The organism is Polaribacter sp. M10, from assembly GCF_054968445.1.
Map to the genome: position 1 here is coordinate 46,595 of NZ_JBSSBG010000006.1, position 22,446 is coordinate 69,040.

At 30.7% G+C, this 22,446-nt stretch carries 22 protein-coding genes; 4 read left to right on the forward strand and 18 right to left on the reverse strand.

The window, feature by feature from the left end; translation table 11 throughout:
• Window positions 1–52 precede the first annotated feature (52 nt).
• From ACWYN7_RS07830 to ACWYN7_RS07870, 9 genes are all read right to left on the reverse strand, one after another.
• On the reverse strand, window positions 53–1,582 hold the full coding sequence (locus ACWYN7_RS07830) for a sulfatase family protein (RefSeq protein WP_462859370.1): 1,530 nt from the start codon (window positions 1,580–1,582) through the stop codon (window positions 53–55).
• A 120-nt stretch (window positions 1,583–1,702) separates the two neighbouring features.
• On the reverse strand, window positions 1,703–4,117 hold the full coding sequence (locus ACWYN7_RS07835; protein ID WP_462859371.1) for a T9SS type A sorting domain-containing protein: 2,415 nt from the start codon (window positions 4,115–4,117) through the stop codon (window positions 1,703–1,705).
• 276 nt (window positions 4,118–4,393) lie between these two features.
• On the reverse strand, window positions 4,394–5,920 hold the full coding sequence (locus ACWYN7_RS07840) for an alpha-L-fucosidase (RefSeq protein ID WP_462859372.1): 1,527 nt from the start codon (window positions 5,918–5,920) through the stop codon (window positions 4,394–4,396).
• Window positions 5,921–6,063: 143 nt separating this feature from the next.
• Entirely contained in the window at window positions 6,064–6,729 is a 666-nt protein-coding gene (locus tag ACWYN7_RS07845; RefSeq protein ID WP_462859373.1) for an L-rhamnose mutarotase, read from the reverse strand.
• Between the two features lie 5 nt (window positions 6,730–6,734).
• Entirely contained in the window at window positions 6,735–7,994 is a 1,260-nt protein-coding gene (gene fucP / locus ACWYN7_RS07850; protein WP_462859374.1) for an L-fucose:H+ symporter permease, read from the reverse strand.
• A 23-nt stretch (window positions 7,995–8,017) separates the two neighbouring features.
• Entirely contained in the window at window positions 8,018–9,034 is a 1,017-nt protein-coding gene (locus tag ACWYN7_RS07855; protein ID WP_462859375.1) for a zinc-binding alcohol dehydrogenase family protein, read from the reverse strand.
• Window positions 9,035–9,134: 100 nt separating this feature from the next.
• Window positions 9,135–10,073 (reverse strand): aldo/keto reductase, encoded by a 939-nt coding sequence (locus ACWYN7_RS07860; protein ID WP_462859376.1) that lies wholly within the window; start codon window positions 10,071–10,073, stop codon window positions 9,135–9,137.
• A gap of 38 nt (window positions 10,074–10,111) precedes the next feature.
• Window positions 10,112–10,873, reverse strand: a complete 762-nt coding sequence (locus tag ACWYN7_RS07865; RefSeq protein ID WP_462859377.1) for an SDR family NAD(P)-dependent oxidoreductase — start codon at window positions 10,871–10,873, stop codon at window positions 10,112–10,114.
• Window positions 10,873–11,961, reverse strand: coding sequence for a mandelate racemase/muconate lactonizing enzyme family protein (locus ACWYN7_RS07870; RefSeq protein WP_462859378.1), 1,089 nt, complete (start codon window positions 11,959–11,961; stop codon window positions 10,873–10,875). Before ACWYN7_RS07870 ends, ACWYN7_RS07865 begins: the two co-directional genes overlap by 1 nt.
• Before the next feature lie 173 nt (window positions 11,962–12,134).
• On the opposite strand from ACWYN7_RS07870, the gene ACWYN7_RS07875 reads away from it, so the two are divergent.
• Window positions 12,135–12,995, forward strand: coding sequence for an AraC family transcriptional regulator (locus ACWYN7_RS07875; protein WP_462859379.1), 861 nt, complete (start codon window positions 12,135–12,137; stop codon window positions 12,993–12,995).
• A 64-nt stretch (window positions 12,996–13,059) separates the two neighbouring features.
• On the opposite strand, the gene ACWYN7_RS07880 is transcribed toward ACWYN7_RS07875, so the two are convergent.
• From ACWYN7_RS07880 to ACWYN7_RS07890, 3 genes are all read right to left on the reverse strand, one after another.
• Window positions 13,060–13,455, reverse strand: a complete 396-nt coding sequence (locus ACWYN7_RS07880; RefSeq protein WP_462859380.1) for a VOC family protein — start codon at window positions 13,453–13,455, stop codon at window positions 13,060–13,062.
• Window positions 13,456–13,599: 144 nt separating this feature from the next.
• Window positions 13,600–14,196 (reverse strand): hypothetical protein, encoded by a 597-nt coding sequence (locus ACWYN7_RS07885; RefSeq protein WP_462859381.1) that lies wholly within the window; start codon window positions 14,194–14,196, stop codon window positions 13,600–13,602.
• Window positions 14,197–14,202: 6 nt separating this feature from the next.
• Window positions 14,203–14,994, reverse strand: a complete 792-nt coding sequence (locus ACWYN7_RS07890; RefSeq protein WP_462859382.1) for a metallophosphoesterase family protein — start codon at window positions 14,992–14,994, stop codon at window positions 14,203–14,205.
• A gap of 244 nt (window positions 14,995–15,238) precedes the next feature.
• On the opposite strand from ACWYN7_RS07890, the gene ACWYN7_RS07895 reads away from it, so the two are divergent.
• From ACWYN7_RS07895 to ACWYN7_RS07905, 3 genes are all read left to right on the forward strand, one after another.
• Window positions 15,239–15,856 (forward strand): GDSL-type esterase/lipase family protein, encoded by a 618-nt coding sequence (locus ACWYN7_RS07895; protein ID WP_462859383.1) that lies wholly within the window; start codon window positions 15,239–15,241, stop codon window positions 15,854–15,856.
• 33 nt (window positions 15,857–15,889) lie between these two features.
• Window positions 15,890–16,618, forward strand: coding sequence for an esterase family protein (locus tag ACWYN7_RS07900; RefSeq protein WP_462859384.1), 729 nt, complete (start codon window positions 15,890–15,892; stop codon window positions 16,616–16,618).
• A gap of 89 nt (window positions 16,619–16,707) precedes the next feature.
• Window positions 16,708–17,616 (forward strand): alpha/beta hydrolase, encoded by a 909-nt coding sequence (locus ACWYN7_RS07905; protein ID WP_462859385.1) that lies wholly within the window; start codon window positions 16,708–16,710, stop codon window positions 17,614–17,616.
• A gap of 14 nt (window positions 17,617–17,630) precedes the next feature.
• Here the strand turns inward: ACWYN7_RS07905 and ACWYN7_RS07910 are convergent, their stop codons facing one another.
• From ACWYN7_RS07910 to ACWYN7_RS07935, 6 genes are all read right to left on the reverse strand, one after another.
• Window positions 17,631–18,347, reverse strand: a complete 717-nt coding sequence (locus tag ACWYN7_RS07910; RefSeq protein WP_462859386.1) for a 3-ketoacyl-ACP reductase — start codon at window positions 18,345–18,347, stop codon at window positions 17,631–17,633.
• 7 nt (window positions 18,348–18,354) lie between these two features.
• Entirely contained in the window at window positions 18,355–19,884 is a 1,530-nt protein-coding gene (locus ACWYN7_RS07915) for a Dabb family protein (RefSeq protein WP_462859387.1), read from the reverse strand.
• A 14-nt stretch (window positions 19,885–19,898) separates the two neighbouring features.
• Complete coding sequence (locus tag ACWYN7_RS07920) at window positions 19,899–20,387, reverse strand: GlcG/HbpS family heme-binding protein (protein WP_462859388.1); 489 nt, start codon at window positions 20,385–20,387, stop codon at window positions 19,899–19,901.
• Window positions 20,388–20,474: 87 nt separating this feature from the next.
• Window positions 20,475–21,155: a lycopene cyclase domain-containing protein gene (locus ACWYN7_RS07925; protein WP_462859389.1), complete on the reverse strand. Its 681-nt coding sequence runs from the start codon at window positions 21,153–21,155 to the stop codon at window positions 20,475–20,477.
• Window positions 21,155–21,601, reverse strand: coding sequence for a sterol desaturase family protein (locus tag ACWYN7_RS07930; RefSeq protein ID WP_462859390.1), 447 nt, complete (start codon window positions 21,599–21,601; stop codon window positions 21,155–21,157). The genes ACWYN7_RS07925 and ACWYN7_RS07930 overlap by 1 nt, the downstream gene beginning before the upstream one ends.
• A gap of 1 nt (window position 21,602) precedes the next feature.
• On the reverse strand, window positions 21,603–22,445 hold the full coding sequence (locus ACWYN7_RS07935; protein WP_462859391.1) for a phytoene/squalene synthase family protein: 843 nt from the start codon (window positions 22,443–22,445) through the stop codon (window positions 21,603–21,605).
• Between the last annotated feature and the right edge of the window lies 1 nt (window position 22,446).

Consider the following 22,446-nt stretch of genomic DNA (forward strand, 5'->3'; position numbering starts at 1 on the left):
GCTTAATGTGGTATTTTCTGAATTATTTTCAATTGTAAATCACTAAAACACTTTAATCATTCCAGTGTTTTTCAACTATAGCTTTTATCTTTGGATAGTTTTCATCGGTTTCATTCAATTCTAAACGTTGTTGTTTTAATTGAATTTTCATTTTAGCAATAATCTCTTTGTAAGCAGGATCGTTATATCTGTTGTGCAACTCTTGTGGATCGTTTTTTAAATCATAAAATTCCCAAGTATGAGGTGTTTCTTTGTCAATTCCAAAATATCCTTTAGACCAATAATGCTTTTGAAAATCTTTCGGATCTAAATAATGTTTACCATAATAAAAAATCAATTTGTAATCTTTAGAACGAACTCCAAAATGCGCAGGCACATAATGATGAATAATGTGCATCCAGTAACGATAGTAAGTGACTTCTCTCCAACCTTCTTCCTCATCACCTTTTAGCGTTTTTATAAAACTCTTTCCCTGCATATAATCAGGAGATTTTCCACCTGCCAATTCAATCATCGTTGGTGCAAAATCGGTATTATTGATCAACACATCAGATACTCTAGATTCTTTTATCATCTTTGGATAGTGCACAATAAAAGGCATTTGCATCGATTCTTCATACATCCAACGTTTGTCTTGAAAATCGTGTTCACCTAGCATCATTCCTTGGTCTGAAGTGTAAATGATGATGGTATTTTCCCATAAGCCTTCTTTTTTTAAGTAGTTGAACAATCTTCCTAAATTATCATCAATTCCTTTTACACAGCGTAAATACTTTTTCATATAATCTTGATAAGCCACATGAGCAGATTGTTTTCCTTTTAAGCTATCTTTATGAAATTCGTGATTGTAATTTCTATATTTATTACGATCTGAAACTGAAGAACCAATATACCATTCTAAAGAACCATTTTTACCACGAGTGGCCTCTGAACCCCATTTTGGTTGATAATACAAACTTGATGGTTCAGGAATTTCGGTGTTTTTTAAGAAGTCTTCATATCTTGGAGCGTACTCAAAATAAGCATGTGGTGCTTTGTAATGATGCATTAAAAAGAAGGGTTTCTTTTTGTCTCTTTTTTCGAGGTAATCAATAGAAATGTCTGTAATTACATCTGAAGATTGCCCTTTGGTTTTCACCATGTTTTCCGGCCAAGTTCCTTTTCCTTTTTCTAAAAAAGAAGGATTAAAATACTTTCCTTGACTTGGTAATATTTTGTAATAATCAAAATTTACAGGTTCGTTTTTTAAATGCCATTTACCAACAACAGCTGTAGTGTAACCTAATTTTTTTAATTCTATGGGTAAATATTGTTTATCAGTATCTAATTTATGATCTAAATCTAACACGCCATTGGTTTGTGGATATTGACCTGTAATGATTGATGCTCTACTAGGTGTACAAATTGAATTGTTGCAAAACACATTATTAAAACGCAACCCTTGGTTGGCTAATTTATCTAAATTTGGGGTGATATTTAATGCTGATAATCTACTTTCATAAGCACCAATTGCATTTGCTGCATGATCGTCTGCCATAATATAGATGATGTTTGGCTTTTTTTTCTGAGCACAAAGTGCCATTGAAAAACAAATTGTAAATAACCAAAGATGTACTGTTTTATTGTTTTGAAAGATCATTTTTATCACTTTTATGTAACCAGAAATAGGTGAAGAAACACGTTAAGATAATTCATTTAAAATCTACTGTTTTATAATTTTTTTTATCATCTTACTTTCATCAGTCTTAACTTCTATAAAGTAAATTCCAGTATTTATTTTACTTAAATTTATTGTAGTTTGATTGTCTGTAAATGTATGTTGATAAATTAGTTCTCCTCTAATTCCATACAATCGAACCAAATTATTATTTGACGAACTATTTTCTATTTTTATTTTTAATTCATCCTTAAAAGGATTTGGAAATAATGACAATTTATTTTCTTCTATAAATATATCGTTTGTACTTAAACTATTATCATCAAAAGAAGAGCTCGTTAAATTTGAACCAGCATTAAATACCCTGTTTTTTAAGGCATTCGTGTTTCCTTCCCAAGCACCCAAAGCCGGAGTTGTTTCGGAAGTTATACCTGGAATAACGACACCACTTGTATTATATGGAGAACCGCTTTTTAGTCTGAAATTGCCATTGTTAGCATCTTCATAATGATTTGTTGCATTAGCAATGGTTTCATTATTGTTAACAGTAATAGTATAATTTAATTCATTTGCTGTTTTCTGCGCAAAAGTATTGAGGTTTGTTTCAGAAATGCTACCTACCGAACTTGGTTTTCCCTGCATTAAAAGATTGTTTTTAAAATGCAAATCATTTATGCCTCCTCCATCTAACTGCCAAAAAGTAGCGAAATAGTTATAGTTCCAAAATGTATTATTAAAATAATACATTTTTCTGGTGAGTTGTTTGGTTCTTGGCCCTAAGTACATGGCATCCGCTTTGTATTCAGTTTCTACAGGTATTCCGTTTGTAACTCGTTTACTCACGTAATTACCAAGATTAATATCATAAACAAGGTTATGATGTACTGTATAATTATCAACATCTTCCAAATAAATGGCAACTACTTTTTGTCTTTTATAATTAGGATCAGTGTCATATGCTGGAATTCCTGTCATATCGTGAATTTTATTGTAAGCTATAACAGTACCTTGCATATTCAATTGGTTTGATTTGCCTGTACTTGTAAACATGATAGCTCCTGCATCTTCTCCCATAGACATCGCTTCGTAAAAATCATTGTCCATAATTTCAGCATATACGTGCTCTGTAGTTCTGATATGAAAACGAGAGGCACTCCCAAATGTATTGTGTGTTATTTTAGAGTTTTTACCTTGGTTGTGCAAGGCAACCGTAAATTGTCCCATCCATCCAATATCTTCAATAAAACAATTATTTACAATGGTATTATCAGAATCAGCTTCTATAATAATACCACTACCCCAAGTATGACCAATATAGCAACTCTCAAAAATAGTATTGTCTGCATTATCTAATACAATTCCTCCCTGATACACACCATAGTTTCTTCTGTACACATAAGGAGTTAGATATGTAAATTTGCACTTTGTAATCGATGTTGCATTGGCGTTTTTAAGTTCTACTTCACCAGCTTTAAAGTTTATATTTTGTACAGAAACATTATCTGCATTTACTTTAAGCACATGTTTGCGCCTTCTTATTTCAAAGTTTTTTCCATCAACTGTTCCTTCTTCTGGCTTATAATATATTGTGTTTTCATTTTTTTTGTAAAACCATTCACCTTCATAATCTAAAACTGATAAATCCATAATATATCCAAACCCTTCAGGAGCAGAATACGCTTCTGATGTTGCCCAAGAATTTCCTTGTGTGCTATAAGATTTAAAGGTTACTAAACGATCTCCTGATTTTGTAATCTGACCACCATCCTGCGAATAGCAGAAAATATTATTTCTTACTTTACCAATAAAACCTCTTAGAATGGCTTCGTTTGTAAATGTAACATTGGGCAAATTTGGTGTGCCCTCGTGATTAGAAAACGTAACTTGAGCAGTTGCGTTTGTACCTGTTGGTTTACTAGCGTTTAAAAGTACTGCAAAACCACTTTTTTGATTCAAAGGATCCATCATTTCACGATTTTGACCTTCGATGTAACTTTTTAAAGGAGTTGTATTATTAGGGAATCTAGCAATTTGTTGGTGAATACCATTGACAAATAACTGCGAGAAATCTGTTTCTACTTGATTACTATTTAAGGTTAGTTTAAATACTCCAGCTCTATTTGGGTCTGCTGTCCAACTCGTACTGCCATACCAATTTGCTCCAGAAATGGTAACCTTATCATTTTGATAGGGTTTTATAGTGATATTATTAACATTTACAGTTACTGTTTCTCTATAAAAACCTTGATGAATTACAATAATATCTCCAGAATTAACCAAGTTATTGTTAAATACATACATTATGGTTTTGTATGGTGCAGCAACTGTACCTCTTCCTGATAATGCATTCACACCATCTTTGGCAATATGAATTTCTTCTGCATACGCATGTATTGTGCATAACAACACGATTGTAGAAAATAAAAAATAGCTCTTAGAAAAGAATGGTCGTTTTTTCATAGGATAAAAATTATATGGTAAAATTAACGGATGATGTTTCTTCCTTATACCACGAATAATCTAATTGACACCTTAAAATTTCTATTTTATATGATATTCATTTATATTTTACTATTTACTCTTAATATAGGTGACTATGCTTGTAAAGTAGAACAAAATAAAAAAAACAGGTACTAGTAATAGTTGTCTCAGCTTTGTGAAATTTTTATAAGGTTCTATTTTTATTAAAATTGATGAATTATTAAGTTGCTACAATTTTTACATAAAAAAATCATTCTATTGTTGAGCAATAATTCTAAAAACCCAAGCATATTTTAAATCTACCTCTTTCGGTAATTTTATGGTTGTACCATTTATAGATTGTTCAAATTCTATAGTACCATCATATCCTAAAAGTTGTATCGATTTAATATTCAGTTTTGATTTATTTAAATATTTTATTTTGATATCTTTAGTTGGAGTCTTTAAAACAGAGGCATACAAAGCATCATTATTTGTTGTAAATCTAATATCTTGTTGCGTAAACCCTTTGTTTTTATCCTCAGAAAGATGCCCTGTTTCTGTTTTTGTTGGGCCTTCTCCATAAACTTCATAATACTTAGAACCGTAAATAGCTTCTCCATTTACCTTTAACCAAGCACCAATATCTAATAACGTTTTCTTTTGATCATCAGGAATAATCCCGTCTTTTCTAGGACCTATGTTTAGTAATAAACACCCATTTTTACTCACAATATCAACTAAATCTGCCACCAAATTATCAGCAGATTTTGGTATCCAGTTTTTGGTATAAAACCAAGAATTTTTACCAATTGAAGTATCAGTTTGCCAGTAATCTGTTCTTAAAGAATCCATTTTACTGCGCTCCAAATCTAACATATGCGTTCCTGGTTTATAAGATTCGTAATGCAAATTCTTTGTTTGTAATACTACATTTTTTCCTCTTTTTAATCCAGAATTGTAATAATAAGCAGCTAATTTTTTGTGATAAGGAACAAATTCTGGTCTGTCTAAATAAAAATCGAACCATAAAATATCTGGTTGATATTTGTCGATAATTTCCTTTGTTCTAGGCCACCAAGTTTTTGCCAACCACTTTGCACTTGCAGGAGAATAAGGTTCATGTTGTGGTGCATATAAATCTGAATATTGTGGATTTCCAGTATCAAAACGATCTTTTTGAGTATAGAAATTCCAGTTAAAGGCTAAGTGAGAACTCACTCCACAAATTAATCCTTGTTTTTTTATTTCATCTGTTAAATCTTTTAAAACATCACGTTTTGGTCCCATAGCAACAGCATTATAAGGAGTTATTGATGATTCATAAAGCGCAAAACCATCATGATGTTCTGCTACAGGAACTATATACTGTGCACCAGATTCTTTAAATAAATCTACCCAAGTTTTTGGGTCGAATTTTTCCATAGTCCACATAGGAATCAAGTCTTTAAAACCAAAATTTTTAGGATCTCCGAAATTTTCTTTGTGAAAAACAGATGCAGGATGTGGAATATCATTTACTTTTTTTCCTGTGGTATGATTTACGTGGCCTTCATCTAAATACATCCAACGTGAATACCAATCTGTATGCATTTCTGGCACTGAATTTGGCCCCCAGTGAATAAAAATTCCGAACTTAACATCTTTCATCCATTGTGGAATTTCATAATGCTGTAAACTTTCCCAGTTTTCTTTGTAAGTGAAAGCTACCTCTTCCTCCTTTTCTTCTTGTTTGTCCTCTTTCGTTTTACAATTAAAACAGCATACTGTTACAAGTAATACTAATAAAATGTGTTTACTCATTTGTTTTGGTTTAGTCTTTTGTTATTAAATTAAGTTTTTTTTAGCTTCTCCTGATAGGTCTTTGAGACCTGGTAGGTTTATAATCCATTATTTTATTTACTATATACCTACAAAGTTTTTAAAACCTTGTAGGTAGTTGTTTTCTATGAAATCTGTTTCATATCCTGCCATTTTTCTTGAATGGAACTTTCAGGATCGGTTTTTTGAAATTTTGCTACGTATTTTTGCCACTCTTCTTCACGTGGTAATTTTTGCCATTTTGGACCAACTTTATCTAAATCAAAATCTGGTATAGTGTCCATAATTAACATTACTTGTTCTTTATGAATGTAAATTTCCATATCCTTTACTCCAACAGATTTCATGTTAGCTGTAATTTCTGGCCATGCCATTCCTATACTGTGTATTCTTTTGTATTCATCAATCAAATTAGGTTCTAAAAGTAAGGTCCAAACAAAACGTTTGTATGGTGCAATAGCCGTTTTTAATTGTCCTTCTGTGGATTTATAAATTGCTTTTTGATCTAGTTTATAAATTCGTTCTAACGCTTCTTCAGAATTTGGAAAATCACTTTTGATATTTTTAAACACATCAGTTTTAGCCAACAAATCAAATACTTTTTTACTATCGAGAGTTTCATCAACATCAATTACAAAAAAATAATCCTTATCTTTTTGATAAACATTAAATTCTTGAATTTTATCAATAGATTTTAACTGAAGCAAAACATCCGAAGTAAAAAGTTCTGAAAATTTTTCATCATCAAAAGAACTGTAAAACGTAAATCGTCTAAATTGATTGCCACTCATTTTAACTATGCCTTTATGTTTACTTTAGAGCCTTTTACAGCAAAAAATAGTAAGTATACATAACAAATTAATGGAATGATAAAAGAATATTTAATTCCTATTGTATCTGAAATATAGCCCATTAAAGGCGGTACAATTGCTCCACCAACAATCCCTAATAAGAAAACCGAAGATCCTGTTTTGGTATATTCTTGTAAATCTTGCATGCTTAAACTGAAAATAATTGGGTAAATAATCGAGGTAAAGAATCCAACTATGGATAAGCAGGTTAACGAGAAATATCCATTAGTAACAATAGCTAAAGTAACCAAGGCAAATGCACTAATACTGCAAAATGCTAACACATGCTGTGGTTTAAACTTTTTAAGAATATATACACCTAACAACCTACCCACCAAAACCAAAGCCATAAAAGCAGTGATGTATTGTGCTGATTTTTGCTCTGTAAGTTCTGGAAGATTAAACCATTTTGCATAACGAATTATAAAACTTACAATACCTACTTCTGCCCCAACATAGAAGAATTCTGCTCCTACTCCATACAGTGTGTGTTTGAATTTTAAAATATCAATTAGCTTTTTTTTGTCTCCTTTTTGTTCATCTGCAATAACTGGTAATTTTGTAAACACAACTATTAATGCTATAACAACCAATATGATTCCTAAAATAATGTAAGGAGGTTTTACCAAATCTGCCTCTCCATTTAAAAAGGTTTCTAATTCAGTAGCACCAAAGGCATCTATAGTAGACTGTGGCACATCTACTTCGTGTAAAAATAACATGGCAGCTAAAGCTGGAGCAATGGTTGCGCCTACAGAGCCAATGGCTGCAGCCATACTTAAACGACTTGAAGCGCCTTCTGGATTTCCTAATTTTGTGATATAAGGAGAGGCAGTAACTTCTAAAATTGCAAACCCTGCTGCCATTATAAATAAGGCTAACAAGAAAAAAGAATATACACGTGTTTCTGCTGCTGGAAAAAATAAAAATGCACCAATAGCTGCAATTAATAAACCTGTAATCATTCCCATTTTATATCCTTTTTTTTGAATATACCAACCTGCAGGTAAGGCCACAATAAAGTAAGCTCCGAAAAAGGCTGACTGTACTAAAGACGATTGAAAATCGGTTAATTGACAAGCTCTTTTAAGATGAGGAATTAAAACATCGTTGATGTTTCTGGCTAAATTCCAAAAGAACATCAATGCCATGACAATAATTAATGGTACTAAATATTTTGAATTATTTGTTGTTTTTGATGACATTAAATCTTGTTTTTTTTGGTTGATTAAAACTCTATAATGGCTTTTATTAAATCTTTCTTTTCGTATAATTTTTCAAATTCTGAGGGTACATCATCAAAATTAATGCGATGTGTAATAAATGATGTTGCATCTATTCTGCCAGCTTCAATTAATCTGATGATTCTTCCAAAATCGGAACTCATAGCAGCTCTACTCGCTTTTAATGTTAATTCTTTTTTATGAAACGATGGATCGTGAAAAACAACATCACCCATAAAAAGACCTATAAAAACAATGGTGCCTCCTGCAGCTGCATATTTAAAGGTATTCATCATAGATTTTGAGTTACCTGTTGCATCTAAAATAACAGTTGGTAAATCGCCATTTAATAATTTTGTTAACTCAACTTCTACATCACCTAAGGCATTAATTGTATCTTTTATTTTGGTAATTTCTTTGCATTTCTCTAATTTATCATTGTCAATATCCATAGCAATAACTCGTGCACCACTTAATTGCGCAAACTGAATAGTGCCTAAACCAATAGGACCAACTCCAATTACCAGAACAATATCATCCTCTTTAATATCTGCTCTATCCACAGCATGACAGCCAATTGCCAAAGGTTCTATCATAGCCAATTGATCATCAGATAAAGAATTGGTAGTGTGTAAAAATTTTGCAGGATATACAAAATACTCTTGCATTCCACCATCTACATGCACACCTAAAACCTGTAAATTTTCACCACAATTGGTTTTACCTCTTCGAACGGCTTGCCCAATAATATCATTGTAATAAGGTTCTACAGAACATTTATCGCCAACGGCCACATTAGTAACATCATCTGCAACTGCCATAACTTCTACAGCCAATTCGTGTCCTAAAATTTTTGGGTAACTAAAAAACGGTTGTTGCCCTTTAAAAGCATGTAAATCTGTTCCGCAAACACCAATTTTATTCACTTTTAAAAGTGCATTTCCTGATGATAAAACTTCACTAGGTTTATCAATGGTTAAACGTTCCCAAACTCTTGGTTGTTTAAGTCTAATTACTTTCATTTTATAAAATCCTTTTTTACGCTAGTAAAATCGTTTTGTTTTCTTTTTTTTATCAAACCTTTTGGTTTTAAAAACCTGAAAGGTTTAGCCTTAGACGTATTTAATCTGTTAAAATACAAGCTGTAACTTCGTTAAATAACTCTTCTGATAGTTTACCTGCATTCCAATCATCAATAGTTGCTTTAATTTGAGCTGGAGTTCTAGCGCCCATAACCACTCTATCTGCTTCTGCAATTGAAAACAAATAACGTTGTGCTAAAGTGGGTAAAGGCATTTTATATTTGTCTGCAACCGCCTTTACACGAATGGCATTTTCTAAATCTAGTTGTGTAATCCATTCACCATCCACTCCATCAATATTATATTTTTCAAAACGATTTCCTAGTAAAGAAAAATGCAATGCAGATGCTGCATAATAGGCAATTCCTTCTTTTTGATACGATTGAATTTCTCCATTAAAAGCTGATAAATTGCAAGCATCCATATGTAAAAAACCAGAAACTACATCAAAATTTTCTTTGGTGATAAATGGCTTAAATGCTTCTGAAGGATTTCCTCCAACTCCAATTGATTTTATTATTCCTTGAGATTTAAAATCTTTTAAAGTGGTAATTACTTCTTCAATTTTATTTAAAGGAACAAGTTGTGGTTCGTGTAAAAAAAGTAAATCAATAGTAGTTAAACCTAGCGTTTTTAGACTATTGTCTAAGCTTCGCTTCATACCATCAGTAGTATAATCTAGTTTTGTTTCAAAAGCATCTTTTCCTTTTAATCTTCCAATTTTTGTGCTTACAAAAGGTTTAGTTCCTGTCCATTCTCTTAAGGCTAAACCCACATAATATTCGGCATTTGCGTAAGAAGGAGCTGTATCTAAAGCAGAAATCCCGTTTTCGAACGCATACAATAGCGCATCAATGGAATCTGTTTGGTCTACTTTACCCCAAACTCCACCTAAACCAGAAGTTCCGTAAACTAATCTAGTTCCGTTGTTAAATGCAGGGCTTTTAGTGTAGTCTCCTTTTATATAAGTTGGTTTCATTTTTTATCAGTTTGTTGCTTTAATAATCGAAAAGTGTTTTAAAAATTTACGGTTGCTCCACCATCTACAGGTAAAATAACCCCAGTAATATATTTTGCAGCTTCTGAACTTAAAAATACGGCTGCGTTTCCAATATCTTCTGTAGTTCCAAAATGATCCATAGCAATTCGATTTGTAATTTGTTTTTTACGAGCTTGGTCTTTATTTACAGCATTTAAAAACATGTTAGAGGTAATCCAACCAGGTGCAATTGCATTTACACGAACGTTGTCTTTTGCGTATTCTGTGGTTAAACTATTTACCAATCCTGTTAAGGCTGTTTTAGATGCACTGTAGGCGATTACTCTATCAATCCCAAATAAACCAGCCATTGAACCTATCATAATAATGCTCCCTTTTTTACGTTTTAGCATGTATTTTGCGCACTCTCTAGTTAAAGAAAATACACTGATTAAGTTGGTTTGTATGATTCTTTCAAAATCATCATCACTGGTATCTTGAGCCCAAGCTTTATGATGAATGCCTGCATTATTAACTAAAATATCAATAGCACCTTCTTCGTTTTCTATGGATTCAACCAAAGTAGGAATGCTTGTTCTTATAGTAATATCGTTTACTCTATAGGATGCATTTTCTCCAAGTGTAGCAACAGCTTCTTGTAAAACAGCTTCTCTTCTACCAGTAATAATCACTTTGGCACCAGCTTCTATTATTGCTTTAGAAATTCCTAAACCAATTCCTGTTCCTCCTCCAGTAACCAAGGCACGTTTACCTTGTAATGAAAAAACTTCTAAACTCATTAAAATTTGATTTCTGTTAATGTATCATCAATAAAATTAAAACCCCAACCTGGTAAATTATGAGGTTTTGCAAATCCGTTTTTTATAACCATTGGATTATCGATTAAAGGATCTACCCAATCAAAAGATTCTGCACCAACACCATTAGGAATGGTACATAATAAAGGTACATCATAATCTTTGTAATAATGAGGTAAAACAGGTAGATTAAAACTATCTGCTAAAGCAGCACTTTCTCTCCATTTTTCTACTCCACCAATTCTTAAAATATCGGGTTGCCAAATGTCTAAAGCATTTCTTGTTGCCAATTCTTTCAGTGGTAACGTATCGAATTCACGTTCTCCCATTGCTAATGAAATTCCTGCTTGGTTTTTTAAAATTTCAAAAGCTTGAAAGTTTTGGTGATTTACAGGCTCTTCGAACCAATTGATATTTAGTTCTTTTGCAGCTCTAGAAAGTTTCATTGCAGATGGTAAATCCATACCTTGATTAGCATCCATCATAATATCAACTTTATCACCCACAGCTTCACGAACTAAACGTAAACGTTCTACATCTGTACTTACTTTTGGTGAACCTACTTTTATTTTTACAGCTTTAAATCCACGATCTGCATAACCTGTAACTTCTTCAATCAATTCATCAATGGTGTAAGAAATCCAACCTCCACTTCCATAAATAGAAACTTGTTCTTTTGTTACCCCTAAAATTTGGTGAATTGGCTGTTGTAAGGTTTTTCCCCAAGCATCCCACATGGCAATATTAACAGCTGCTTGCGCCCATCTATTGATTCCTTGATTGCCAAAATACTCTCCTAAATCATCTAATTTATTATATACAATACCCATTTCATTGGTTTTATGACCAATTATATGAGGCATAGCATCTTTTAAAGCACCAATAATTGCATTTGTTGAATATTGAAATGATAATAAATACGATTCACCAATAACCCCATTTTCTAATTGAATTCTTAATACCAAAAAAGAAATTTCAGTGATGGTATGTGTTGCATCTGAAATGGGCTTTTTTAAAGGTGCTATGGCTTTGTAAATTTTTGCGTCTCTAATTTTGATGTCTTTAGACATAATTTTTAACTTTTGTTTTGGTTGGTAAAGTTCTACACTGACAAATTTATAGATTATAGCATTGCTAGATTTACACAATAACACTATTTTTATACACTATTTTGGGATTATTTATATTTTTATCAAAAATAATAGCACAAAAAGATATAATTTTGACATCAACATCAATTTAAATGAAAGCAAAATATCATGATATTAGAACATCACCTGGAAGTTCTTTTAAAGTAAAACTTTTTGAACATAAAGAATTTCCTGCTGCATGGCATTTTCATAAAGAATACGAACTAACTTATATTCTGAGTAGTACTGGTGTACGTTATGTAGGAAACCATATGGGAAGTTTTGAAAATGATGATTTGGTAATGGTTGGTGCCAATTTGCCTCATTGCTGGAAAACGATTGGTGAACAAACCGAAAATGTAAAATGTATTGTAATTCAGTGGGATGAGAGTCTACTAAATAGTTGGTTGAATAAAGAAGAATTAAAACACATTAAAGACCTTTTAAAAAGATCGCAAAGAGGTATTAAATTTCATGATTCATTTTCTTTAGAAGTCAAGAAAATGATGTTAAAAATGATAGAAGTTCATTCTTTTGAAAGGCTCATCCTTTTTTTGCAAATCTTACAAAAACTAGCCTTAACTGTTGAATTTGATTTATTAGCAGGACCTAGTTTTACTGATAGTTTATCATCAAAAGAAAGTGAACGCATTAATGTTGTTTATAATTATTTAAAAGAACATCATCTGCAAAAAATTACGCTTGATGCTATTTCTAATCAAATGAATATGAGTAATGATACCTTTTCTAGATTCTTTAAAAAAACGTTTAACACTTCTTTCTTTTCTTTTTTAAATGAATACAAAGTTAGTATGGTTTGTAAAATGTTAATTAATGAAGATTTATCTATATCTGAAATTGCCTATAAAGTAGGGTATAATAATTTGACATTTTTTTATCGTCAGTTTCAAAAGCATATGGGCATGTCTCCATCAAAATACAGAAAAGCTTACCAAAGAATTCCTGAAATTTAGATTGATAAATTCTATAGGTTACAGAAATTTTGAACTGAAAAAAACGAACCAAGATGCTAAGCAATTATAAAGTTTCTACTAATTGAATATTATTACCACAAGTATCGTTAAAAATTGCATATTTTACATTGCCTGCTAATGTAGGTTTTACACTAAATGCTACATCTAATTGTAACAATCTTTCATATTCAGCATCTACATTATCAACATCAAATTGTGTGTAAGGATAACCTGCTTTTAACAATGCATCTTGATATATTTTGCAAGGTTCAAAATGATTTGGAGCTGGCTCTAACAACAATTCTGGTCCATCTTGCCAATCTTTAGAAACTAAAGTTAGCCATCTGTTACCACCACCTAAAGGTTCATCCTTCTTTACTAAAAAGCCTAGTTTTTTGGTGTAGAATTGAAATGCTTTTTCTTGATCTCTAACAGGAATACTGATTAAGGTTACTTTCATTTTGTAATAATTTAGTTGATTTTTTATCTGAACTTTAAATTTAAGAATTCCTAATTGATTATAAAATTCATCAACAAAAAAAATCCTAGTATACAAAACGTAAACTAGGATTATTATATGTTAAATCTCAGGATTTTATCAACCTTAAAAATAAAAGTTGAAACCAAAACTGGCACTAAACGTATCGTTTAAACCAACTTCTTTAGAGGTAATTGTGTACCATAAATAAGTTTCTACTGTGCCCACTTCTGCATAAAAATCTACTCCACTAAAAATACTTTTTTTCTTAAAATCTTTGTGAATTAATCCGCCAGCAAAAAGTGTAAAATGGAATGCATTAGGGACATAATAACCTTCTGGATAAATTTCTGGAAGCGTTGTAAAACTATTTGTACCTATTTGATAAGATGTTGTAAGTCCGGCAATAGGAGTTATGGTTAAATCTTCTCCAATTTTTTTTCTATAAATAGGAAACGTATTTTTAATTGTAATTAAATGAATTCGATCTGTTTTAGAAACAGCTTCTGGTACATAACCATACAATAATTCTGAATACAAAACCTTATTAAATATCTGATAACCTGCACCTAATGACACAAAACCAATATTACCTGCAAACTGAACTTTTACGTAATCTGGCACATACCAAGCATCTTTTTTATCTGAATTGGTATCTTGACCAAATGTTTTTGAAAAAATGAGCAAAAACAATACTAATATATAAACGTTTTTATTTTTCATCCTGATTTATAATTCTATAAGTTCTACATTAAAATCTTTATCTGTAACCTGAACTGTTGCATAAACAGGATCTTTTAATGAAGGCACAATTAAATAATCTACAACATCTTCTTTATAAAAATAACTGTGTGTATGGCCATGTAATGAAAGAGAAACATTACTATTTCCCATAATAGATTCGTAAGTTGTTCTCATTTCTTCTGTTAAATCTCTACTTACATAAGTGGGTATGTGTGCAAATGCAAATATTTGATTGTAATTTGCATGATCGCTTAATTCATTGGCTAACCAATCGAAATCTGGATCTTTATTACTTTCCCAAATAATATCATCAAATAACACAAACTTGTTGTTATTAAATACAAAAGAGTAATTAAAATCGCCAAACATTCTACTATAAATAAGGCTCCCTTCTGAGTTATAATCATGGTTACCAATTACAGTAAAATAAGGTTTATTAAGATTTTGCATAATATCATAAAAAATTTCAAATTCTTTTAACAAAGCCTGATCTGCAATATCGCCGCCAAAAACAACAAATAAAACATCATCTCTTTTATTAATGTCTTCTATAACCGTTCTTAAATTATTGTAGGAATAATGCACATCAGTAACAAAAGCGAATTTAAAATCTTGTTCAGTAATGATAATGTCTTCTAATAATGCCAAATTTTTAGCAGTTGTATTTTTCTGTTCAGATTTTACATCTGCAGAATACACACTGTATTCAAAAAGATTATCGCAATTGGTTAGTGTAAACACCAATGCTGTAAAAAATAGGTTTCTAATAAATTTCATTAATTATAACTTTAATTTTATGTGATTGAATTATTGTATTATTTAATAGACGTCAAAAGTATAAAACTTTACATTTTTAAGTATGAAATTACTTTGTTAAATTGATTTTAGCCAAAATCAGTTTTATTGAATTAAATGTAAAAAACTGGGTAAAAAGTTAATTTACATTCCATTAAGTGCGATAAATCTTGTTTTAATTTTAAAATTTTATATTTGCAAACTAATTTTTAAAAATTTAAGGTCGATGTTTTGGTATCATGATGATGTAGCGCGTTTGGAAAATGAAATAAATAGCTTAGAATACACCCCAAAAATGGTGTTTTATGGCAGCTCTACATTTACGTTATGGAATAATTTAACAACCATATTTAAAGATCACAATGCTATAAATTTAGGGTTTGGCGGCTCTACTTTAGCGGCCTGTACTTGGTATTTTGATAAAGTATTTAAAAATTTAGAAGATATAGATTCTATTGTAATTTATGCTGGTGATAATGATTTAGGTGATGGAAGACACCCTGAAGAAGTTTATTTATTTTTAGAAAATTTAATTGCAAAAATTAGAAATAAATATGGCAATATTAAATGTTCAGTAATTTCTATAAAGCCTAGTATTGCTCGTTTTCATTTGTTAAGCAGCATTCGTTATACAAATACAATTATTAAAAACTTAACCGCAAAAGATGATCATTTATTTTTTATAGATATTTATGACAAATTCTTAGACCAAAATGGAAACCCAGATGCTATTTATTTTGAATCTGATGGTTTACATTTTAACGAGTTAGGTTACGAATTGATTGTAAATACTTTAAATTCTAATTCAGAAATATTTCCAGAGAAAATTCTTGAAAAAATATAGTTAAGGAACTATCTTTACCACAAAAAATTCTTTATGAAGAGAGAATATCATAAGTGGTACAGTCCTAATCTAGAAAAAGAAATGGAATTGCTAGTTTTTGGTGATTCTGGTGCCAAAGTACTATTTTTTCCACCTAGAATGGGCCGTTTTTACGATTATGAAAACTGGAGAGTTATTCAATCTTTAGAAGATAAAATTAACAATGGAGATCTACAAATTTTCTGTGTAGATAGTGTAGATTTAGAATCTTTTTACAATAGTTTTTCTCATCCTGGATACCGAATTTACAGACACATACAATACGAAAAATATGTGTTAGAAGAAGTATTGCCACTTGCCAACCTTATTAACAACAATCCTAATATTATTTCTGCAGGTTGTAGTTTAGGTGCTTATCATGCTGTTAATGTTGCCATGCGTCATCCGCATTTGTTTTGTAAAGTTTTAGGAATGAGTGGTCGTTACGATTTAACTGAATCTAAAGGATATTTTAGAGATTTGTTAAGTGGTTTTCATAACGATTTTGTATACTTTAATATGCCCAATCAATATTTAAAAAACCTAAACGATGCTAATTTAATAGCACAATTAGATAAAATGGATATTCTTTTAATTATTGGTAAAGACGATTCTTTTTTAGAAAGTAATTACACCTTATCTAATATTTTAAATGAAAAAGGAATTTCTCATGAGTTATTCGAATGGGATGATGAAGCTCATAAAGCAAGATATTGGCGAAAAATGGTAAAAATATACCTGTAAAAAAGAAATTCTTTAAATTACTTTAGCTATCAAATGTTTGCGGAAAAATAAAAATAGCAGTAAATTTCCAAAAACTTACCTCCTATTTTATGAGAAAATTATTTGTATTTCTTTTTATATTTTTAATGATGAATAATGGTTTTTCGCAATCTAAAATTATAAATCTTTGGGATACAATTCCCAACAGTCAACCCACAAAAGAAGAAGAAAAAACTACTATAGACGGAATTAAAAGAATTGCTTTAGTTAAACAACCTACTTTAGAAGTTTTTTTACCATCACACAAAAACACATCAGACAAAGCAGTAATAATTTGTCCTGGTGGTGGTTATAGAATTTTATCTTACGATTGGGAAGGTACAGATATTGCCAAATGGTTGAATAGCAAAGGTATTACAGCTTTTGTTTTAAAATCGAGATTGCCTACTTCTAAATCTTTAATTGTGCCTCATGAAGCTCCTTTACAAGATGCACAAAGAGCCCTAAGATTGGTAAGAAATAACGCTAAAAAATGGGGAATACATCCTGATAAAATAGGTATTATGGGTTTTTCTGCTGGTGGACATTTAGCAGCCAGTTTAGGAACTCAATTTGATAAACCGAATAATTTTAAAGAACAAGCTTTAGATACCATTTCTGCTAAACCCAATTTTATGATGTTGATTTATCCTGTTATTTCTATGCAAGACAGCTTAACACATAAAGGATCTCAAAATAATTTATTGGGTAAAAATGCTAGTGATCAACTTAAAAATAAGTACTCAAATGAATTGCAGGTTACCAAAGATACTCCACCAACTTTTTTAGTACATTCTGCAGATGACAGAGCAGTACCTGTTGCCAATAGTTTGGAATTCTATAAAGCTTTGCATAAAACAGGAATTGAAGCTGAAATGCACATTTATCCTAAAGGTGGCCATGGCTATTCTTTTGCAATTAACAAAGGTAGATTAGCAACATGGCCAGATAGATTGTATGATTGGTTACAGAGTTTGTAACATCAAATTAAATACTATGGATTTGTGGTCCATAAAGAAGCGCCTTTTAGCATAGCTCTTCTTGGTAATTTTAATCCTGCTAAAATTAATTCAGCAAAATCTTGAGGTTGTAATACATGATCAGAACCTTTTTCTAACATCCCTAAATCGATTGTTAAATCAGATTCTATAGTACTTGGTGTTAAAGTATTTACTCTAATATTGTGTTTACGAACTTCTTTCATTAATGATTCTGACAAACCAATAACTGCAAATTTAGAAGCACTATATGCAGAAATGTTTGCATTACCATTTAAACCAGCTGTTGAAGATACATTAATAATATCGCCTTCGTTATTATCAATTAAATGCGGTAAAACTTCTTTAGTTACATAATACATCCCCATAACATTGGTTTGTATTATTTTGCTCCAAAGTGCTACTTCCATTTCCATAAAAGAACCTATAGCTGCAATACCTGCATTGTTTACTAAAATATCTACACCTCCTAAAGTTTCTATAATGGTTTTAATGTTCGTTTTAACAGCATCATAATTACCAACATCAAACGCAGCATAAGTAGCTTTTACACCATAGGTTTCTAACTCAGCAACTGTTTCTTTTAAAGTACTTTCGGTTCTACCAGTAATGGCAACATCTATACCTTCTTTTGCAAAAGCAATGGCTGTTGCTTTTCCTAAACCTTTACTACCACCAGTTATAATTGCTTTTTTATTTTTAATAGTATTCATAAAATTTTTATTTATTTTGATTTGTCCAGTAATCCAAAACTAAAACATCTTTTATAATCGGGCCTATTTTTTTTACCATATTTTGATGCGCTTTATGAAAAAGATAAACTTCTCTTGCGTTTTCATCTTTAAATGTTAAGGTAAAACAATGGGTTAATCCTTTTGTATGGCCTTCTGTACTATCATTTAAACCCCATTCTAAATCCATAATTTCTGGGATTTTGTTTTTAAGATTTACAAAAGCTTGTACAGCATCATCAACTTGTTTTTTTGTTGCGTCTTCTTTATAGGCTAAATTGACCATATGTCTTAAAATCTTTCCTTTTCTATTGATTTTAGCATCAACTTTATAAGTAGCAATTTTTTGTAACCCCCAATTAAAAGCACCAGCAATTAAGAAGTTTTCGTTATTAATTTGATGCGCTCTTAATCCGTAATAAATATCAAAACCGGTTTCTAAATAATTTATCGGACTTAAAATACCTTCTTCTGTTAATTTAAGTAATTGAATACTTGCATCGTTTCTAGTACCCACAGCCAAAACTGCTTCATTATTTTCTACGGATACAATTTCGATTCTTGTTTGACCAATTAACTTGGTATTTTCATCATCCTTTAGAACAAAATGCGGAACTAAAGCTCCTTTTTTATCCACCTTAAAAATACTAACTGCATCTCCATGGTAAACAAAATCTGTTTTTTTGATAAAACCTTTTCTTTTGTAATATTTATGATGTCTGTGCCCAACAATTACATATTTATTGTTTCCTAAAGTTACACCAGTTACTGGATATGTACCTGTTAAATAACGATCTGTATCATTATCACTAATATTATTGATGTTTTTAAACTTACCATTTTCGTAGATTCTAAAACTACTTACACCATTATCTTGAAAACCGCCAGTGTATAAAAATGTTTTGCCATTTATAGTATGTGTGTACATGCCAATAATTCCATCTGTGTGAATTTTGTCATTGTCTTTTTTAGACATTACATGTGTTAACTTACCATCATTATTAATTTTAAAGCTACTTAAACCCGGATTTTCTTCTAAACCTCCAATAAATAAATAAGAGGCTTTTTTCATGTGGATTACTTGTAAGGTAATTGCAGTTCCTAAATGAGTTTTATCTGTATCTTCTACCAAAGCCACTCTTTCTAAACTTCCATTTTCTAAAATTTTAAAGGTTTCTATAACATTACCATATTTGTTAGCTACAAAAAGAAAATCGGTTCCGTTAATATTGTCTGCAACCATGCCTCTTGCAGGTCCTTTTTCCATATGCAATTCATGAGTGCTAACAGGTGTTAGTAATCCTTTGTTGTCTAATTGAAAAACATCTATATCTCCTATTCCTCCTGCATAAATATAATGAGCTCCATTTTTAACATAACTGGTAACTGATACTGTATTTTTACCTGCTGTATTTTTAAAATCTTGTCTGTACAACATTAAATTATCGGCATTTTGCGCTGACAAAACTTGTGTTAAAAACAATACAAGTATTAAAAGATATTTTTTTATATAATTCATTTTCCTGTTTTTTTTTATTCTGTAATTGCTGCTGCACCAACAGTTGCTATTTCTCTATCTTGTTCTATAGTACCACCACTTACACCAATGGCACCAATAATTTTACCTTCTTTATTTTTAATCGGTATTCCTCCAGGAAAGGTAATTAATCCTCCATTAGAATGTTCTATATTATAAATAATTCCTCCAGGTTGGGTTAATTCACCCAGTTTTCCTGTATCAATATCAAAATATCTTGCCGTTTTTGCTTTTTTAATGGCAACATCTATGCTCCCTAAAAAAGATTCGTCTAAACGAATAAATGCTTTTAGATTAGCTCCAGCATCAACAACAGCAATATTTACCAAAACTTTTGAATCTTCTGCATGTTTTTTGGCTGCTAAAAGTATTTTTAGAGCTTCTTCGTGAGTAATATCATTTGTAATTTGAGCAAAACCTGTGCTTGAAATCGAGATTAAAATTACAGTAAAAATTGTAATTCTAAAGTGTTTAAGTGCTTTCATAATTCAATTTAATCGTTTGAATTACAAAAATTAAAAATTCTATGGATTTAATTGTTGAACAAGTTCAACTTGAAGTAGAATTCTATTTTATGATTTTTTCTTAAACCATTCTATCAACAAAATATTGCCAAAAATCATGGAAAAGGCATAACCAATATCTTCTATAGGTATGGTTAACAAACGAATTCCTAAGTTTTCTGCATTATTATACCAAACTACTGGTTCTTCTAAACCTGTGCCTGTAAGAATTCCGTTTACAATAAAAAAAGGCACCAAAATGATTAAAAAAGCAATATAGAATCTTTGTAAATATTTTAATCCGAAGAAAAAACCCATCAACAAAACAAATTCTAAAAATGTATAGTTTACAAAAGTGTATGCCTTATTTGAATTCATAACAATTACTGGCAAGAGAATTATCATAAAAAAAAGGGTAATCCACCTTGTCATTTTTTCTGACACCAGTAAATTGGGTTTAAAATACGCTAAAGAATAATGAATAAAAATACTTGCATAAGGAATGCAAAAAAAGAAAAGCCACTCTTCTATTGGCATTCCAAAAAGTAAAAAATTAAGATGATAATCTGGATTAAATCCCCAAACACCATTTGCTGTAAAAATAGCATCCCAAATTAAAAAAATGGAAGCTACTATAGTTAAGGAAGAAAAAACTGCTTTCCAATGTTTTATAAATCGCATATTTTTTTCGAAAGAATATGCAAAAGGTATGCTAAAAGACCCGAGATTTAAAAGCAGGTATAAGAACACTAATGTTTGGGTTTTTTAAAGTATTTAAAGGGCACAAACAGCATTCCAAAGCATTCACTATCTTCTTTACCCATATTTTTATGATGTATTTTATGCGCCTTTCTTAACCCTTTTAAATATCTATTATTGGTTCTTTTAAACCATTTAAAACGTTGATGTATTAAAACATCATGTACTAAAAAATAGGCAATTCCGTAAAACAAAATTCCTAAGCCAATAAAAAATAAATACGTATGAGTTGTATACGTACCAAAATAAAATAATGCCATACTCGGAATTGCAAATACAATAAAAAAAGCGTCGTTTTTTTCGAATACGTGAGGATAACCAGGTTCATGATGATCTTCGTGTAGAAACCATCCAAAACCGTGCATCACATATTTATGTGTACACCAAGTTACACCTTCCATTAATAAAAAAACTCCTAAAGTGATTAAGAAATACATTTTAAATAATATTCAATTTATATTTTACATAACTTCTAGCCAATAAATTTATTTTCATTGGATCTGAAATACGGATTCTTGTGTCCATAATTTTTTCTGAAGGTACAGCTTTTAACTTTTTTAACAACCTTCTGTAATATCTATAAGCCATATACACTCCGAATTTGGCTTCTACTGGTAATTTTAAAATTCCGTTTGAATACGCATATTCGAAATCTTCTTCAATTTCATCGATTATAATTTGCTTAGACACTGCATTTAATTGCCCCAAATCTACATTTGGAAAATAAGAACGATTTAAAACTTCATAATCGTCTTTTAAATCGCGTAAAAAATTTACTTTTTGAAACGCTGATCCCAAACGCATGGCAGCATCTTTTAATTCTTCGTACAATGTTTCATTTCCATCAACAAAAACTTTTAAGCACATTAAACCAACAACATCCGCAGATCCATAAATATATTCATCATATTCTGCTTTGGTTTGATATTGGGTTTTGTGTAAATCTGCTTTCATACTTTTTAAGAAAGCTTGAACCATTTCATCAGGAATATTATAGCGTTCTACAGTTTGTTGAAATGAATTTAAAATAGGATTTAAACTAATTCCTTGTGCTTTTGCAATATAATAATCACGCTCAAAATGTGCCATTAACTCTTCTTTATTGTAGTTATGAAAAGTATCTACAATTTCATCCGCAAAGCGAACAAAACCATAAATATTATAAATATCTACTCTAATTTTTGGTGATAACATATTAACAGCCAAAGAAAATGAAGTACTGTAACTTTTAGTAACAATTTTGCTGCATTTGTTAGAAACGTTGTCGAATAATTCTTTCATT

Coding starts and splice junctions, on each gene's coding strand:
- ACWYN7_RS07930 (WP_462859390.1), bottom strand. CDS start 21,601: ATGTATTTCTTAATCACTTTAGGAGTTTTTTTATTAATGGAAGGTGTA.
- ACWYN7_RS07840 (WP_462859372.1), bottom strand. CDS start 5,920: ATGAGTAAACACATTTTATTAGTATTACTTGTAACAGTATGCTGTTTT.
- ACWYN7_RS07865 (WP_462859377.1), bottom strand. CDS start 10,873: ATGAGTTTAGAAGTTTTTTCATTACAAGGTAAACGTGCCTTGGTTACT.
- ACWYN7_RS07830 (WP_462859370.1), bottom strand. CDS start 1,582: ATGGCACTTTGTGCTCAGAAAAAAAAGCCAAACATCATCTATATTATG.
- ACWYN7_RS07855 (WP_462859375.1), bottom strand. CDS start 9,034: ATGAAAGTAATTAGACTTAAACAACCAAGAGTTTGGGAACGTTTAACC.
- ACWYN7_RS07835 (WP_462859371.1), bottom strand. CDS start 4,117: ATGAAAAAACGACCATTCTTTTCTAAGAGCTATTTTTTATTTTCTACA.
- ACWYN7_RS07900 (WP_462859384.1), top strand. CDS start 15,890: ATGAAGAGAGAATATCATAAGTGGTACAGTCCTAATCTAGAAAAAGAA.
- ACWYN7_RS07880 (WP_462859380.1), bottom strand. CDS start 13,455: ATGAAAGTAACCTTAATCAGTATTCCTGTTAGAGATCAAGAAAAAGCA.
- ACWYN7_RS07885 (WP_462859381.1), bottom strand. CDS start 14,196: ATGAAAAATAAAAACGTTTATATATTAGTATTGTTTTTGCTCATTTTT.
- ACWYN7_RS07915 (WP_462859387.1), bottom strand. CDS start 19,884: ATGAATTATATAAAAAAATATCTTTTAATACTTGTATTGTTTTTAACA.
- ACWYN7_RS07875 (WP_462859379.1), top strand. CDS start 12,135: ATGAAAGCAAAATATCATGATATTAGAACATCACCTGGAAGTTCTTTT.
- ACWYN7_RS07860 (WP_462859376.1), bottom strand. CDS start 10,073: ATGAAACCAACTTATATAAAAGGAGACTACACTAAAAGCCCTGCATTT.
- ACWYN7_RS07895 (WP_462859383.1), top strand. CDS start 15,239: ATGTTTTGGTATCATGATGATGTAGCGCGTTTGGAAAATGAAATAAAT.
- ACWYN7_RS07920 (WP_462859388.1), bottom strand. CDS start 20,387: ATGAAAGCACTTAAACACTTTAGAATTACAATTTTTACTGTAATTTTA.
- ACWYN7_RS07845 (WP_462859373.1), bottom strand. CDS start 6,729: ATGAGTGGCAATCAATTTAGACGATTTACGTTTTACAGTTCTTTTGAT.
- ACWYN7_RS07910 (WP_462859386.1), bottom strand. CDS start 18,347: ATGAATACTATTAAAAATAAAAAAGCAATTATAACTGGTGGTAGTAAA.
- ACWYN7_RS07905 (WP_462859385.1), top strand. CDS start 16,708: ATGAGAAAATTATTTGTATTTCTTTTTATATTTTTAATGATGAATAAT.
- ACWYN7_RS07935 (WP_462859391.1), bottom strand. CDS start 22,445: ATGAAAGAATTATTCGACAACGTTTCTAACAAATGCAGCAAAATTGTT.
- ACWYN7_RS07890 (WP_462859382.1), bottom strand. CDS start 14,994: ATGAAATTTATTAGAAACCTATTTTTTACAGCATTGGTGTTTACACTA.
- fucP (WP_462859374.1), bottom strand. CDS start 7,994: ATGTCATCAAAAACAACAAATAATTCAAAATATTTAGTACCATTAATT.
- ACWYN7_RS07870 (WP_462859378.1), bottom strand. CDS start 11,961: ATGTCTAAAGACATCAAAATTAGAGACGCAAAAATTTACAAAGCCATA.